At 43.4% G+C, this 15,450-nt stretch carries 13 protein-coding genes and 2 pseudogenes; 3 read left to right on the top strand and 12 right to left on the bottom strand.

Going from position 1 to position 15,450, the window contains the following annotated elements:
* Nucleotides 1-456: 456 nt before the first annotated feature.
* Together ACQCT5_RS09310 and ACQCT5_RS09305 are read right to left on the bottom strand one after the other, a co-directional pair.
* On the bottom strand, nt 457-1,362 hold the full coding sequence (locus ACQCT5_RS09310; RefSeq protein ID WP_499641154.1) for a nuclease-related domain-containing protein: 906 nt from the start codon (nt 1,360-1,362) through the stop codon (nt 457-459).
* A gap of 169 nt (nt 1,363-1,531) precedes the next feature.
* On the bottom strand, nt 1,532-3,202 hold the full coding sequence (locus tag ACQCT5_RS09305) for a glycoside hydrolase family 13 protein (RefSeq protein ID WP_499641152.1): 1,671 nt from the start codon (nt 3,200-3,202) through the stop codon (nt 1,532-1,534).
* Between the two features lie 228 nt (nt 3,203-3,430).
* Between ACQCT5_RS09305 and ACQCT5_RS09300 the strand changes: the two genes are divergently transcribed.
* Nucleotides 3,431-4,663, top strand: coding sequence for a hypothetical protein (locus ACQCT5_RS09300; protein ID WP_499641150.1), 1,233 nt, complete (start codon nt 3,431-3,433; stop codon nt 4,661-4,663).
* Nucleotides 4,664-4,746: 83 nt separating this feature from the next.
* Here the strand turns inward: ACQCT5_RS09300 and efp are convergent, their stop codons facing one another.
* From efp to ACQCT5_RS09280, 4 genes are all read right to left on the bottom strand, one after another.
* The gene (efp, locus tag ACQCT5_RS09295) at nt 4,747-5,304 is read right to left on the bottom strand and encodes an elongation factor P (RefSeq protein WP_204415579.1); all 558 of its coding nucleotides are present in this window, start codon (nt 5,302-5,304) and stop codon (nt 4,747-4,749) included.
* Nucleotides 5,305-5,399: 95 nt separating this feature from the next.
* On the bottom strand, nt 5,400-6,461 hold the full coding sequence (locus ACQCT5_RS09290) for a M24 family metallopeptidase (RefSeq protein ID WP_499641147.1): 1,062 nt from the start codon (nt 6,459-6,461) through the stop codon (nt 5,400-5,402).
* A gap of 4 nt (nt 6,462-6,465) precedes the next feature.
* Nucleotides 6,466-6,903: a type II 3-dehydroquinate dehydratase gene (gene aroQ / locus ACQCT5_RS09285; RefSeq protein ID WP_499641145.1), complete on the bottom strand. Its 438-nt coding sequence runs from the start codon at nt 6,901-6,903 to the stop codon at nt 6,466-6,468.
* 84 nt (nt 6,904-6,987) lie between these two features.
* Entirely contained in the window at nt 6,988-7,515 is a 528-nt protein-coding gene (locus ACQCT5_RS09280) for a YqhR family membrane protein (protein WP_417899663.1), read from the bottom strand.
* A gap of 180 nt (nt 7,516-7,695) precedes the next feature.
* On the opposite strand from ACQCT5_RS09280, the gene ACQCT5_RS09275 reads away from it, so the two are divergent.
* Entirely contained in the window at nt 7,696-8,643 is a 948-nt protein-coding gene (locus ACQCT5_RS09275; protein WP_499641142.1) for a DUF1385 domain-containing protein, read from the top strand.
* Between the two features lie 97 nt (nt 8,644-8,740).
* Nucleotides 8,741-9,124: an SA1362 family protein gene (locus tag ACQCT5_RS09270; protein ID WP_499641140.1), complete on the top strand. Its 384-nt coding sequence runs from the start codon at nt 8,741-8,743 to the stop codon at nt 9,122-9,124.
* A gap of 26 nt (nt 9,125-9,150) precedes the next feature.
* Here the strand turns inward: ACQCT5_RS09270 and ACQCT5_RS09265 are convergent, their stop codons facing one another.
* The 6 genes and pseudogenes from ACQCT5_RS09265 to ACQCT5_RS09240 all read right to left on the bottom strand — a co-directional run bounded on the left by ACQCT5_RS09265 (nt 9,151) and on the right by ACQCT5_RS09240 (nt 15,417).
* The gene (locus ACQCT5_RS09265) at nt 9,151-10,035 is read right to left on the bottom strand and encodes a patatin-like phospholipase family protein (protein ID WP_499641138.1); all 885 of its coding nucleotides are present in this window, start codon (nt 10,033-10,035) and stop codon (nt 9,151-9,153) included.
* A gap of 122 nt (nt 10,036-10,157) precedes the next feature.
* Nucleotides 10,158-10,583: a transcriptional regulator MntR gene (mntR, locus tag ACQCT5_RS09260; protein WP_499641137.1), complete on the bottom strand. Its 426-nt coding sequence runs from the start codon at nt 10,581-10,583 to the stop codon at nt 10,158-10,160.
* Nucleotides 10,584-10,942: 359 nt separating this feature from the next.
* Nucleotides 10,943-11,146, bottom strand: coding sequence for a hypothetical protein (locus tag ACQCT5_RS09255; RefSeq protein ID WP_499641135.1), 204 nt, complete (start codon nt 11,144-11,146; stop codon nt 10,943-10,945).
* A gap of 105 nt (nt 11,147-11,251) precedes the next feature.
* Nucleotides 11,252-13,024: pseudogene (locus ACQCT5_RS09250) on the bottom strand (vitamin B12-dependent ribonucleotide reductase); the annotation flags it as partial.
* A 324-nt stretch (nt 13,025-13,348) separates the two neighbouring features.
* Nucleotides 13,349-14,146: pseudogene (locus ACQCT5_RS09245) on the bottom strand (ribonucleotide reductase barrel domain-containing protein); the annotation flags it as partial.
* A 434-nt stretch (nt 14,147-14,580) separates the two neighbouring features.
* Entirely contained in the window at nt 14,581-15,417 is an 837-nt protein-coding gene (locus ACQCT5_RS09240; RefSeq protein ID WP_499641133.1) for a lipoate--protein ligase family protein, read from the bottom strand.
* Nucleotides 15,418-15,450 lie beyond the last annotated feature (33 nt).

The following is a 15,450-nucleotide window of genomic DNA, read 5'->3' as shown; positions in this document are numbered from 1 at the left end:
ACATTAAGGTTAAACTGTAATTGAGTCATCTTTATTCCTCTTTTCATTGTTTATCGTGGTTGAAAACAGTGTTGCCAAGAGTGAATAAAATGACTCTTTCATTTTACACAATTATATGGACTTAATCGGTAAAAAGCCCTTCATAGCACGGATGATGAGCTTTTTGGAGGCGTGGCCGGGGCAAAAAAAGCCCTTCATTACCCCTGTGATAAGCTTTTTGGCGGTGCGCCAGGGTAAAAAGCCCTTCATAGCACGGATGATGAGCTTTTTGGAGGCGTGACCGGGGCAAAAAGCCCTTCATTACCCCGATGATAAGCTTTTTGGCGGTCCGCCAGGGGTAAAAAGCCCTTCATAGCACGGATGATAAGTTTTTTTGGGTTCCTCCAATAGCAAAAGCCCTTCATAAAACGTGAAGGACTTTTTGCACCATTTGAGAATGGTCGTAATCATATTTTTTTACTCAAAGTATGCCCATTGGCGAACCCCTAGTTTCTTATAGTTCTTTCCAAGTATCTTTCTTATTCTTTCTTTTGATTTCACTACCTCACACCATTCATACATAATATTTGTTGTAATCTTCTTATCGGGAAATAGCATTTTATATTCTTTAACACTCCGCATCACAGCCTCTCCAGCCTTTTCTACATAACCACACTCTCCACAAACACAGTTATGTCCCTCAATAGCAAGGGAAAACGAGGCACACTTCAAACATAATATCCCTTTTCTCAATCCCTCAAGAGTATAAGCGGGTATTTGTTTATAAGGAGAATCTGTGCAATGCAGGGAAACTAGTTGTGCAGCCAGTTGCTTATGTTTGTTAGATAGTTTTGTAGACGTCTTATCTATGCTATTCAAATGTCTATCAAGTTGAGTTGGGAATATAAATGGTTTGTCAAGTGGGGTTTGATAAAGCGTAAAAGCGGGATTGATAAATACCACGGAAGGATCAATCTTCATGTTAATGCCAAGGCTTTGAAGCAATTGCCGAAACAGAGAAACACCTCTATTCAATTGGTTCAACGGATTATTTATTTCCGTTTTGGATTTTGTATACAATCTTTCGGATTCGTAATAAAAATCACCTTCAAAATTTTTCACTTCATAAAAATGCAATACATTAGCAGTAAGGATCAACGAGTCAATTTGAAACACAGTGTTATTAATTTTGAAAAGCAAATCATTTAGAATGAGGCATTCACACTGTAGATTTCCTGTTAATGAATCAAACATCACTTCCCCATCGTAACCCTTTTGAAGAGAATGATAGTGCTGTTTGTCTTTTTCCGACAATTCCATTCTCACGTTTAATGATCTCAATATTAGCAATTCAGCAGATTCGGTACGAGATTTATAAATCATAGCCCACTCCCTTTCATATATCTACTATACCAATTCCACTTAAGTATTTGTTAGAATATTTTAAAAATAACTAAACAAAAACAAGCACCATGTTACTCCTCTCCCAGCACATTCAGAGAACGAAAAAAAACCGCCGGCTTCAACACGTAGCCGGCGGTTCTAATCATTATTATTTATTCAACACATACACTCTAGTTTCATAAGGCTTCAATGTCATTTCAGAAGCATCCTCATGCTCTTCCACTTCATAGTTCTGCATGCGCAGGTCGCTTGAAGAAACGTTCAGGGTATCCAGTTCGATTGCTGCTTCTTCCCCGCTTAGGTTACATAGGACAACCGCCACTTTTTCACCTAATGTTCTTGTGTAGCCGTATACTTGCGTGTCCTCTTCCAGGATCAGATCATATGCTCCATAAACGAATACATCTTCCGCTTTACGAAGGTTGATCATGTCCCTGTAGAAGCTAAGGACGGAATTTGGGTCATTCCATTGGTTTTCCACGTTGATGGTTTTGTAGTTTTCGTTTACTCCCATCCATGGAGTTCCGGTTGTGAATCCGCCGTTCGGCTGATCGTTCCATTGCATCGGTGTGCGGGAGTTGTCACGGCCTTTTGCCCAGATGATTTCCATCACCTTCTGTGCTTGCTCTTCCCCTTTTGCACTTTCGATGTTGTAAAGGTTTTTCATCCCTACATCATCATAGTCGTTGATGCTTTCGAAACGGACATTTGTCATACCCAGCTCCTGGCCTTGGTATATGAAAGGTGTGCCCTGCATCAGGAAGTAAAGTGCACCCAATGATTTTGCACTCTCCACCAAGTACTCCTTGTCATTTCCCCATGTTGAAACAGAACGCGCTTGGTCATGATTTTCAAGGAACAATGCATTCCAACCATTGCCTTCCAAGCCTTTTTGCCATTTGGTCAAGGTCTCTTTTAGTTGAAGAAGGTCCACGCCGCCTTCTGTCCCTTTTTCCCAAAGACCTAGATGCTCGAATTGAAAAATCATATTGAACTTTCCGTTCTCTTCTCCAACCCACTCGTCGGCCTGGTTCAGCTTAACTCCGTTCGCCTCGCCGACCGTCATGATATCATAACGCGCAAACGTTTGCTCTTTCAGTTCTTCAAGATGCTTTTGAATGCCTTCTACATTCATCATGTAATCGAAAGATGGTACATAGTCCAATTTCTTTGGATTTGGAAGATCAGGGAATCCAGGTTCTTTTTTGATATGGGAAATTGCATCCACACGGAATCCATCGATGCCTTTATCCAGCCACCAGTTAACCATGCTATACAGTGCAAATCGGACATCTTTGTTTTCCCAGTTGAGGTCAGGCTGCTCTGTTGCGAAAATATGCATATAGTACTGTTCTGTCTTTTCATCATACTGCCAAGCAGGACCGTTGAAAATACTTTCCCAGTTATTCGGCTCCTTGCCGTCTTTTCCGTCTTCCCAAATATACCAGTCACGTTTCGGGTTATCCTTTGAGGATGCAGATTCAATGAACCAAGGATGCTGGTCACTTGTATGGTTGATAACCAAATCAATGATCAACTTCATTCCACGGTTATGGGTTTCTGCCAACAACTCATCAAAGTCAGCCATGTTTCCGAAGTCTTCCATGATATCCTGATAGTCACTGATATCATACCCATTATCTACGTTCGGAGACTTATACATTGGACAGATCCAAATTACATCTATGCCAAGCTCTTTTAGATAATCCAATTTTGAAATCACACCACGTAGATCACCAATTCCATCTCCATTGGAATCCATGAAGCTTCTTGGATATACTTGGTAGGCGACAGCCTCTTTCCACCATATCTTTTTCATCACGATACACTCCCTTGTCAACAACACTTAAACTTCAGAATTTATATGGTAACGATTGCGTAACCGTTTGCACAAATTGCGAAAAAATATATATAGGAATAAATCCACTACTTTACTATACCATCTTTTTTCAGTTTTTCAACTAGCTTTTTCATGAAATACCAGGTCATAGGGGACACTATCAAGATAGACAACTACTCATTATAGAAAAAATAGGAGGAAGGCACCATGAAAAAAATTTGGCTGACTTTGGTCCTGCTCATCATTATGATTCCCCAAGTAAATGCCGAAGATACCAATGGCCTTCAGGCGGCATTCGTCCGGGACAAAGCGTTATGGCTTTATATGGATGGCTCTGAAGTGCTGCTGCAGGAAAATCTGGCTATTTCCAATCTAGGCTGGTCCTTTGATGGACAGTGGCTCACCTTTGAGGCAAAAAACGACGTGGAGGGGGAAGAACCTGATATCTGGCTCTACCATGTTCCCACCAATACACATACTAAACTAAAAATGGTTGGCCATGACGTTCAATGGAATCCAAAGAAGAACAGTTTCGCTTTTTTGACTGGATCCTTTTTAACAGTCGTAGAGCTTAAGGAGAACAAGCCGATCATTCACCAGCTGAACGGCGGCGTTTCCCATTTCTCATGGGATGCCGATGGCGAAAATCTGATTGCCTCTGCAAGTGCCGTCATGTTTCCGGACGGATGGAGCCACCCAAGGCTTTATGAGGTCAATTGGGAGATGGAAAAGCAAAACCAGGAAATGGATGTCAAGGTGGAACCTCTTTTAACAATCTCCTCGCCCATGAAGCTTGATGAATTATCAATTCTATCCATTGATGCAGAGAATTTCAACTGGTCCAAGGATGGGAGGCTCCTGGCATTCGTCGTCTCCCCTACTGCATCGTGGTCAGAGGACAGCAATATGTTGAGTGTGTTTGTAAAAGAAAACAAAGTGTTGATTCCGATGGGAGAGATTCTCCGTGAAAAGGATTGGATTAAATGGGCTCCCACGAAATCTCTGCTTGCCTCCATCCAGGGCGGCGGCCGTTTGCGAGGCGGTGTCAAAAATAAAACACTGACTGTACAAAGCGTACTTCCGAGTCAAACGAAACGCTTTACCCCGAACGGATTTGCAGACGTAAACTTTGACTGGCTGGATGATGATAGACTTGTCGTTGCACGGGGGAAAGAATCCGACACCTTATCCGATTTTCGCTCCAGCTTAATTTTGGTCAATAGCAAAGAGGATGAACAAAAAAGTGCAGGCAAGCCTTTTGTCGATCTGCCCGAGGGATTTTCTGATGACTCCCCAGTCACATTGGATAAACAGAAAACGCTCAGCTGGATCCGTACGGATGCAAACGGCTGGAAGAGTGTATGGATGAGCGCGCTGGACGGTTCGGATGCACGGAAGGTAATTGAAGGGGTTAAAGAAGTGGTTTGGTATGAAAATTAGTACGGAGTGGCCTGCCTTAGTGCAGGCTTTTTTTCCATATAAAAAGGAAAAGGCCAACTTCAGCCCTTTCCCTTCTCTTAAAATTATGCTCTGGATACGTAAGATCCGTCAGTTGTATTAACAATCAGCACGTCGCCTTCGTTTACGAAGAATGGTACGTTTACAGATAGGCCAGTTTCCACGATTGCCGGCTTGGAACCGCCGGAAGCTGTGTCACCTTTAATACCTGGCTCCGTTTCTACCACTTTCAGCTCTACTGTGTTAGGAAGCTCTACTCCAAGCGTTTCACCTTGGTACATCATAATTGCAACTTCCATGTTCTCTTTCAAGTACTTCAACTCATACTCGATTTGGCCTGCTGGCAATTCAAGTTGGTCGTAGGACTCATTGTCCATGAATACGTGCATGTCGCCATTTGCATAAAGGTATTGCATTCTGCGGTTGTCGATTTGAGCTTTCCCTACTTTTTCACCAGCACGGAAAGTTTTTTCCTGGATCGCGCCTGTACGCAGGTTGCGAAGTTTGGAACGAACGAATGCCGCTCCTTTTCCTGGCTTAACGTGTTGGAAATCCATTACACGCCAAATTCCGTTGTCTACTTCAATAGTCAAGCCTGTACGAAAATCGTTTACTGAAATCATTAATATGTTTCCTCCTAATGCTATGTAAATAGTAGTCCTATCGGTATTGTATCCCCGAGTGATTCAGTCTACTCCACCAGACTAATGGATTACCTTTACAAAATAATAAGTTCTTTTGTGGAATAGGACAGAGATTCATTGCCGGATTCTGTGACAATCGTATCATCCTCGATACGAACTCCACCTAGTCCTGCAACATAGATACCCGGTTCTACGGTTACCACCATTCCTGGTTCCAATACAGTTTCGGATTTCACCGATAAGGATGGCCCTTCATGCACTTCCATTCCCAGTCCGTGGCCTGTTGAGTGACCGAAGTACTCGCCATAACCCTTTTCCGTAATATAGTCACGAGTAAGAGCATCCGCTTCACGGCCAGTCATGCCAGGCTTGATGCCTTTCATCCCTCTCAATTGAGCTTCCAATACGACGTTGTAGATGTTGCGCAATTCGTCACTTGGCTCTCCAACTGCAAGGGTACGCGTAATATCGGAGTTGTAGCCTTTATAATAGGCACCGAAATCAAGCGTGACAAACTCACCTTTTTCGATGATTTTATCGGACGCAACACCATGCGGCAGGGCAGAGCGATACCCGGAAGCAACGATGATATCAAAAGAGGATGACACCGCACCTTGTTTTCTCATGAAGAATTCAAGCTCGTTGGAAACATCCAGCTCTGTAAGGCCAGGCTTTATGTACGTGATGATATGCTCAAAAGCTGCATCAGCAATCTGCGTAGCTTCCTTTAATATCTTAATCTCTTGTTCATTCTTAATCAAGCGTAACTTTTCAATAACACCGGAAACCGGTACAAGATCCGCTTTGATGGTCGTTTTATAGTTTAAGTAGCTGGAGAATGTAACATGATCCTGCTCAAAGCCAAGCTTGTTTATGCCGAGTTCTTTTACAACCGCAGCTATTTCTTCCACAAGTCCGCCTTTATGCTGGACGATATCAAAGCCCTCACACTGCTTTGCCGCCTGCTCGGTGTAACGGAAATCGGTGATGAATACCGCTTTATCCTCCGTGATGACAGCTACTCCAGCGCTGCCTGTAAAGCCTGTTAAATATTGACGGTTTTTTCCACTCGTCACCAATAATGCATCGATGTTCGATTCTTGAAAGCTCTCTCGTAATCTTGTTAATTTTTCCATTCCCTTACTCCCCCTTAATTATCCTTACCAACCCTTGTACTGCCAAGTGATAGCCATACAGTCCCAGACCTATTATCTGCCCGTGTGTGACAGGTGCGGTGACGGATGTATGACGGAACTCTTCACGCTTATGTATGTTTGAAATATGTACTTCCATTACCGGAATTGAAATGCTTGCGATGGCATCGCGGATCGCGTAGCTATAGTGCGTGAATGCACCGGGATTGATGATAACTCCCTCGTAGGCATCGTCGGCGGCGTGCAGCTTATCGATCAGATTGCCCTCATGATTGCTCTGATAACAGTCAATCGAGATCCCCATCTCCACAGACAAGCTTTCCAGCTGCTTTTCCAAATCCTTTAATGTGTCTTTCCCGTAGATTGCCGGCTCTCTAAGTCCAAGTCGATTGAGATTCGGTCCATTCAGCACAAGTAGGCGCATAGCATGACTCCTTTTACTAAATATGAACACGTAAAAAAAGAATGTCCAATTACTGAACATTCTATCACATTCCAACTTTTCCTACTACCTATTTGCTGAGGGCTGATCCTGTTGCTGCTGCTTTTGTGTCACCATTTCAGAATGTTCGAACGAAATGGAATAGCCGACGAATACACCGAAGAGAATATAAAGGCAAATATTCGTGATATTTGTATCAAGCGTCAACTTCGGGACAGTCTTAATGGATGGAAACATGGGATTGAGCAGAAAGAAAACAACACCCCATAGTACAATTCCATAGATGATTCCTATCCAATAATGCCTGAATTTTTTTAGTGTGGCTGCGTAGATAAGCGCAGCACCGATACCGAACAGGCCAAGCAGGATAAAGCTGATGATATACCCCAGCACCCCTTTTTTCCAATCGCCCAAAGCCCATGGCTGCAGCACCACGTTCGGACTTATTTCTGTAAAATGAAACAAATAGGCGAAAAATCCGATCAAACTCCAGAAAATCCCACCCACAAACCCTGTTACCATCACCTTGGTCATAAAGCTCATTGGCTGCTCGCGTTTATTCTGTTCAAGCTCTTGGTTTTCATTTTCACTCATACACGGACTACTCCCTCTCAAAATGGCATATAAACATATCTTTCCATTATAAAAAAGAACCATTCATGAGATTTTAAAAAAATGAAAAGTAACTGGAGTAGAGGTTTTTTCAAGATTCAGGTAGAATATTAGTAAATAGGAAATATTTATCCTCTTAGAATAAGTTAGGTTGGTGTCTATATGTCAAATGAATCAAAGCCCGTCTATGGTGGACAGGCCGTGGTGGAAGGTGTTATGTTCGGCGGGAAACGCCACTATGTAACTGCAATCCGCAGAAAAGATGAGTCCATCGAGTATTTACATGTTCCGAGAAAAACAAACCCTACCATGCAAAAATTGAAGCGAATTCCCTTTCTTAGAGGGGTGGTCGCAATCGTGGAAGCTGCCGGAAACGGCTCCAAGCATCTGAACTTCTCTACAGAACGTTATGATGTGGACCCAAGTCAGGACGAAGAGGTCATCTATAACAAAAAGGAAACTTCCAAGCTTGAAATGTTCCTCAGCGTTGCGGCTGTCGGTATCCTTTCCTTCCTTTTTGGAAAATTCATTTTTACACTTGTGCCTGTATTCCTGGCTAACTTGACAAAGCCTATATTTCCAGGTGATTTCGTACAGGTTTTAGTCGAGACGATCATTAAGTTGATGCTTCTATTAGCCTATATATATTTCATTTCTTTCACTCCGATTGTGAAAAGAGTGTTTCAATATCATGGGGCAGAACATAAAGTGATTAACGCTTATGAAAACGGGAAAGAATTAACTGTAAGCAATATTCAGGCGCAATCGAGACTTCATTACCGTTGCGGCAGCAGTTTTATCCTTTTCACAGTGATCGTCGGCTTTTTCATCTACCTGCTAGTCCCTACAGATCCGCTATGGGCACGCGTGTTGAACCGTTTGGCGCTTATCCCTGTGGTACTGGGCATCTCATTTGAAGTACTGCAGCTTACAAACAAGGTTCGTGAAGTACCTGTACTGCGTGTCCTGGGATACCCTGGTCTGTGGCTTCAGCTCCTTACGACAAAAGAGCCTTCTGACGATCAGGTGGAAGTGGCAATCCACTCCTTTAATAAACTTTTAGAGCTTGAACAAGATTCAGAGAAAAAGAATACCGAAGAAATAGTATAAAAATCCGCAACAAGCCTTATCCTATAAAATATACTATTTACACAAACTTAAATTATCGGAAACACTTTTCTAACAGACGACCAGGGAGGTGACTAGGGTGAAACGAGGCTTTGGCAAACCGATTTTAATCATGCTGTTATCTTTGGCTGGATTCTATCTTGCTATCCAGCTGTTCCAGAATCCCGGAGGACTATTCAAAAGCCTTCTTTTAATCGTTGGGGCAGCAACTGTCCTCTATCTCTTCTTCCGTTATTTCCTTCAAGGAAGAATCGGCGGTGGTAAGACGGATGCAAGGTACAGCAAGGCGGTTAAGCAATCAAAAAAGAAATATCCTGCTGCGAAACCAAAAACCAATGTGACTCCCCTCATTGGCAAAGATAGGAACGGCGTTAAATCCGCTGCACAAAAAAGAAGAAGCTCTTCCCACCTGACAGTCATTGAAGGGAAAAAGGGCAAGAAAAAAAATCGGGCGTTTTTTTAAACGGACCGATTTTTTTATGTGAAAAATCAAAAGCTCCATGTTCTCAAAAATGCTTCCGCCCGCTTTTTCCCGATCTCCACCAATCCCCTTTTTCTTTCTTCCGTCAAGGCGAACTCCGTGACCGCAATGTGGTCCATCGGAATGAAGATGATGTTCTTCTCGTGTTTCCTGTCGATGTATCTTGCATCATGTGCATCCTTCATCGTTTCAAATAGAGCACCAAACATGGTAATTGCATTATTTATTTTATTTACCGGCAAATCCCGCTGTTTGGCGCTCAGTTTGATTCCAAGTACAGGTCGGATTTTCGGGATTCGATCATTATCAAATAGCCAGATAGGGAAATTGCTGAGCACGCCACCGTCCACAAATAGATGGCAGACTCCCTTCCCCTTTATTTTCACCGGCTCAAAAAAATATGGGATACTACAGCTCATCCTCACTGCCTTCGCAACCGAGAATTTCGATGGATCTATATGATATCTAGGAAGATCATCAGGCAGGACAGCCATTCTCCCGCTCGTCAAATCAGAAGCAATGATCCGCAATCTCTGTCCGGGAAGATCGCCGAATGTATGCACTCCTTTAGCTGCCAGTTTCTCTTTTACCCAATTCTCCAGCAATTCCCCCTTGTACAATCCCAATCGCCAATATAGCAAAAGCCATTTTGCTACAGGGGAAGGCAGGAACGTTCTTCGCTGGTCCAGGAAATCCAAGACATCCGTCTCCCCGAGCATCTTATATATCTCATCCGCCGTATAGCCTGCAGCAACAAAGGAAGCGATGATGGAACCGGCGCTTGTACCTGCAAGACATTGAAATTTCAATCCCCGTTGTTCCACTGCTTGAAGTGCCCCTATCAACGCGAACCCTTTAATCCCCCCACCGGAAAACACTCCATCAATTACCAATTGTCTCCCTCCATTCACATCCAACCAAAAACCTCTATAACCTTTTTTATGTAAAGGAATGGGAATTATAACTATTCAAAAGAAAAAGGCCGACCATCCAGCATAACGCCTGGTCCAACCTTTTATTGATTTTCTTCATTTTGCTTTTGGATGAGCTGCAGAGCCTCTGTTCGATCTTTGCTTTCTTCAAAGTATTGCACTAGGTCCCCGATGCGATCAATCGCATTCCAGCTCAGATGATGCTCGATGCCTTCCACATCTTCATAGATGTTCTCTTCATCCACACCGATCACCCGCAGGAACTGCTCTAAAAGCTCATGGCGATAGACGAGACGCTTTCCGGTCTTCTTGCCTTTAGCAGTCAAAACGAGGCCTCGGTACTTTTCATAAATCAGATACTTATCCTTGTCGAGCTTTTGAACCATTTTCGTTACAGATGAGGGATGTACCGCCAATGCTTCAGCTATGTCTGATACACGCGCATATCCTTTATCTTCAATTAGCATATAAATTTGTTCTATGTAATCTTCCATACTTGGGGTAGGCATAATATCCCTCCATTTCCAATCCACGATCGTAACCGTCATTAAAATGATACATTAACTTGGCGCTACTGACAAGTTATGTAGAAAGGTTCGAAGATTTCAATTTTTCATTAAAGCGCTCTAAATGATTCTTAGAGTTAGTGACTCCGTTAAACACCCCTGTTGATTTCCGTTCCAGGCATTCGCTTATCCAGGGCGGCCTCGGGAGCCTCCTCGGCGCTATTGCGCCTGCGGGGTCTCCCTCGACACGCTGCTTTCGCATGAGTCTCATGCCTTGCACTCCAATTAACAGGGGGCGAGCAAAATAAATAATTCGCTTTTTTAACAATTTAGTCATCCAATACGGACAATTTTCAAGCCACTCAGTGACAGCCAGGAAAAGGCAGAATGTCCTGTACGGTCTGGTACTCATATTGCTTGATGGCAAACTGTGTGTGATATAGATATTCCATCACATAGAGCTTTTGACCATCGGCACTGCATAGGACTCCTGAGGTGCCTGTGCCGTTTGTAAAGGATACACCGATTGGCCGTCCGATCAGGTATGGTATTTTCATTTGCCACATTAGGCATTCCCCCTTTTTGGATAATGTATGAAAAAGGGGGATGATGAGTACATAATAATAAAAGACCTATTCAAACTAAGCGAATAGGTCTTTTACTTTATTCATTTATAGACCGCATTTCAGCTGTGCACCACAATCTGTACATGTGTTGCATCCGCCGATTTCCTTTACCGTCCCGATGCGGCATACCGGGCATGTGTTTCCGACTTCCGAACCGAATTGTACGTTCGTGGAACGCAGATCATTGATCGTTTCCACCAGCACAACAGGTTTTTTCACGACATCTTCCATTTGGATCTGTTCGCTTTCTTCATCCATCGTGTTCTCTTCAGCTTTCAGAGTCAACACTTGGGAATCACGACTACCATCCACGTAAACCGTTCCGCCTTTTGCGCCACCTTTGTAAAGTCGTTCATACACTTTTTTCACCTGATCAACCGTATAGCCTTTCGGTGCGTTTACGGTTTTGGAGATGGAACTGTCAATCCATTGCTGGATGATGCATTGTACGTCCGCATGCGCTTGTGGAGCCAATTCCATCGCAGAGATGAACCAGTTTGGCAGGTTCTCCGGATCTGCTTCCGGATTGGCATTCAAGTACTCCTGCACGATATCAGCCTTCACTTCAATGAACTTCCCTAAGCGTCCGCTGCGGAAGTAGGAGAAGGAGAAGTATGGCTCAAGTCCTGTTGACACACCTACCATTGTTCCTGTAGAACCAGTTGGTGCAACTGTCAGCAAGTGAGAGTTACGGATACCGGAAGTCAGGATACCTTCTTTGATATCTTCCGGCATTTTGCTCATAAAGCCCGTTTCCGTGAATGCTTTACGCAGACGGTTCGTTTCTTCTTCTGTTGCGCCCTGTAAGAACGGGAAGCTTCCCTTCTCTTTTCCAAGCTCAACGGATGCACGGTACGCTGTCGTTGCGATTGTTTCAAATACTCGATCCACTAGCTCATTTCCTTTTTCGGAGCCGTATTCCGTTTCGCAATAGATCAGTAGGTCATGTAGACCCATTACTCCTAAGCCGACACGGCGCTCGCCAAGTGCCTGCTTTTTGTTCTCCTCGAGGAAATAAGGTGTTACATCGATCACGTTGTCCTGCATTCTCACGCCGACTTCCACTGTTTGCTTCAGCTTTTCGAAGTTGACGGTCTTTGTTTCTTTGTCTGCCATCTCTGCAAGGTTTACTGCAGCAAGGTTACAGACACTGAAAGGTGCGAGGGGTTGTTCCCCACATGGGTTCGTTGCTACAACCTTCTGACCGTATGCTTTCGCATTTGTCATGTCGTTTGCATTATCAATAAAGAAGATACCAGGCTCTGCAGAATAGGTGGCACAGATGTTCACAAGGTTCCAAAGCTCTTTCGCCTTGATTTTTCTGTACACTCGTACTTTATGGCCAAGTTTCTCCCATTCACGTACGTCGCCAACCTCCGACCATTCCTTATTGTAAATTTCCATTTCCTCTTTATCATAGCCCTCTACATCAGGGAAGCGAAGGTCGTAATCCGCATCATTTTCCACAGCTTCCATAAAGTCCTTTGTCAAGGTGATGGAAATATTGGCGCCGGTCAGGAATTCCGGATTATGCACCGTATACGTTCCGCCCACTTTCAACTTCTGCTCTGCGTCTCTGATGATCTGTTCCGTAAATCCACCATAGCCAGGGATGTGCTTGAAGTTTGTCACTGATTGGTACATCGTAACTTCTTGATCTGTCAGGGGAGTGAATTTCAATTTGTCCTCTGCCGCTTTTTTGATGCTTTCATCATTTGTATTTTCAATTAAGTAGCGTAGAATTCTTGGGTTTTGCATTTTGGAGATGATGAATTCCACGATGTCGGGATGCCAGTCTGCCAGCATGATCATTTGAGCCATTTCGTTACGTCGATTCGCTATATCGACTCTCTATGTCACCATAGAGTTCAGACCATATCTTACACTTATTAAAAGTGTCCTCGCACTTCGGATTCGCTTGAATCCTACTCTACTCACTTCTACCCTAAATGGGTATGTTTTCGATGGTCGTTGAACCTTCACCATTTTATAGGTGCTTGGCTGCTGATTATCTTTAACCACTCGTTGTTTTCAAGCATTCACGCTCACCGTTTCCAGTCACGTTGTAGCCAACAAGTCATAAAAAAAGATTTTCCAGCAATTCACGAGGTTTATTTATAGACGAGGCACTTAAGCTGATTTACCACGTCTTGATCCACCCTGTTCCACTAAATGCGTCAATTTCGCAATGTCATCTAACCAGGATACACTTCCGGATGATTTTCCGTTTACTCCTCTAGCAAGTGCATTTCTTGGTCGAAGAGTAGATCCGTTCGTTCCTACCCCACCGCCGCGGCTCATGATCTCCATCACCTGCTTGCGGTGCTCGGAAATGCCTTCGCGTGAATCCTGGACAAACGGCATCACGTAGCAGTTGAAATAGGTTACGTCCGTATCCGCTCCCGCTCCGTACAATACCCGTCCTGCAGGTACAAAGTTGAGGTTGACTAGCTCGTGGTAGAACTTTTCGAACCACTCCTGGCGCTTCTCTTCAGTTGTTTCAGCTGCAGCTAGTCCTGTTGCATTACGTTTGGCGATCTGCTCGTAAAACACTTCCAGTGGCTTCTCGATGACGTCCAGTGTGCGGACCACGACACCCGTTTCCACTTCGCCCTGCTTAGTTAGAACTCCACGATACTCCTCTTCAATTAATACGGAAGCTTTTTTGGTAGACCAGTCTATATCTTGTATATAACCTAGTCCTCTTGCTGGGAATTTCGGATCCTCCTTGATCGTCAATACAACAAAATCTCCAGCTGTCAAGGTTACTTTTTCTGTATCTTTGAATGCGTAACGATCGAGCATCACTAGACGGGAAACACCTCTGTGCGTCGTTGTCATGTCTTCTGTAATAGGATGAACCTGAGGAAACAAAGTAATATCCTTATTCAGTCGTTCTACATCAATTTTCGGTTTATTTTCATTCATGGCTATGGTCATTATTACAACTCCTCTAAAACTAGTAGTTCTACCAACATTTACTTCAGTAAAAATTGTGTGTACAGATAAGGTATCATATCTTCACATATAATATCAATATATAGTGTCTGATATTTTTTCGACAATACTATATATTGATTTTCAGTTTGATAAATCAATTTTTGTCAAATGGAAAATCAATCAAAAAAATGAGATTGAGAGAGGAAAACAGAGATTACTTCGACAAAATCTCTTATAATGACGTATTTTGTCACTTGCGAAATATCACGAATTATAGCGAGGTTTATGTATCAACCTTTCAAGAAATTCCTTCCTTTTGCAAGAAAAATATTTTTTATTTTTTTTGGTTGACTACTACCTATATGGGCGCCACATTTTTAGTACCCTACTATATCTAGTGTAAAACAAAAAGATAACGAGGAAAAAATTCCCCGCTACCTTTTATAATTCCACTCATCAGTCGAATATTTACTATCCATGATTGCCTGTACTTCCTCAAGCTCGGATTCCGTTAGTTCATATGGCTCCAACTTTATGTTCAAGCCTTTTTCAAATCCTTTATAGAAGGCTGCCTTCGCCTCTTCTATCGTCACCGGGGTTTCTCTCAGCGCATTGATAGCAACAGCCTTTTTCTTGAAATTCTTCTGCATGCGCTCTTTGACGCGTTCGCTTGGATAGTTGAACAGACTGAACAACAGATCCTCATCTATTTCAAGTAAAATGGAGCCGTGCTGCAGTATGACACCCTTCTGGCGGGTCTGTGCACTGCCCGCCACTTTACGGCCTTCCACCACGAGCTCATACCAGGACGGTGCATCAAAGCATACGGCGGAACGAGGATTTTTCAAGCCTTCCTTTTCCTCTTCCGTTCGGGGAATCGCAAAATAGGCATCCAAACCAAGCGCTTTAAATCCTTCAAGTATTCCCTCTGAAATGACGCGATACGCTTCCGTTACGGAGCGAGGCATTTCTGGGTGCTCTTCGGAAACGATGACACTGTATGTCAGTTCTTTATCATGAAGAACGCCACGTCCACCTGTCGGACGACGGACAAAGCCAAGTCCCAATTCCTTTACGCGTTCCATATTCACTTCTTTATCCACTTTTTGAAAATAACCAACCGATAAAGTAGGTGGATTCCATCCATAGAACCGGATGGTCGGGGGAATCTTGCCTGCGCTATGCCAATCGAGCAGCGCTTCGTCCAATGCCATGTTGAAGGCAGGAGACTGCTCCCTTGAATCAATATATCTCCAAATTTCATTTGTCATAGGATGTACCTCTTTTTATTATGTATGATGATT

Origin of the sequence: Sutcliffiella halmapala (genome assembly GCF_050107295.1) — a bacterium.
Classification (GTDB): Bacteria; Bacillota; Bacilli; order Bacillales; family Bacillaceae_I; genus Sutcliffiella_A; species Sutcliffiella_A halmapala_A.
Note: the sequence above shows the minus strand (reverse complement) of the source record. Positions and strands in the feature narration are given on the sequence as shown.

What these genes read in the sequence shown, in the direction of transcription:
- ACQCT5_RS09310 (WP_499641154.1), bottom strand. Translation starts at nt 1,362, where the DNA reads ATGATTTATAAATCTCGTACCGAATCTGCTGAATTGCTAATATTGAGA.
- ACQCT5_RS09305 (WP_499641152.1), bottom strand. Translation starts at nt 3,202, where the DNA reads ATGAAAAAGATATGGTGGAAAGAGGCTGTCGCCTACCAAGTATATCCA.
- ACQCT5_RS09300 (WP_499641150.1), top strand. Translation starts at nt 3,431, where the DNA reads ATGAAAAAAATTTGGCTGACTTTGGTCCTGCTCATCATTATGATTCCC.
- efp (WP_204415579.1), bottom strand. Translation starts at nt 5,304, where the DNA reads ATGATTTCAGTAAACGATTTTCGTACAGGCTTGACTATTGAAGTAGAC.
- ACQCT5_RS09290 (WP_499641147.1), bottom strand. Translation starts at nt 6,461, where the DNA reads ATGGAAAAATTAACAAGATTACGAGAGAGCTTTCAAGAATCGAACATC.
- aroQ (WP_499641145.1), bottom strand. Translation starts at nt 6,903, where the DNA reads ATGCGCCTACTTGTGCTGAATGGACCGAATCTCAATCGACTTGGACTT.
- ACQCT5_RS09280 (WP_417899663.1), bottom strand. Translation starts at nt 7,515, where the DNA reads ATGAGTGAAAATGAAAACCAAGAGCTTGAACAGAATAAACGCGAGCAG.
- ACQCT5_RS09275 (WP_499641142.1), top strand. Translation starts at nt 7,696, where the DNA reads ATGTCAAATGAATCAAAGCCCGTCTATGGTGGACAGGCCGTGGTGGAA.
- mntR (WP_499641137.1), bottom strand. Translation starts at nt 10,583, where the DNA reads ATGCCTACCCCAAGTATGGAAGATTACATAGAACAAATTTATATGCTA.
- ACQCT5_RS09255 (WP_499641135.1), bottom strand. Translation starts at nt 11,146, where the DNA reads ATGTGGCAAATGAAAATACCATACCTGATCGGACGGCCAATCGGTGTA.
- ACQCT5_RS09240 (WP_499641133.1), bottom strand. Translation starts at nt 15,417, where the DNA reads ATGACAAATGAAATTTGGAGATATATTGATTCAAGGGAGCAGTCTCCT.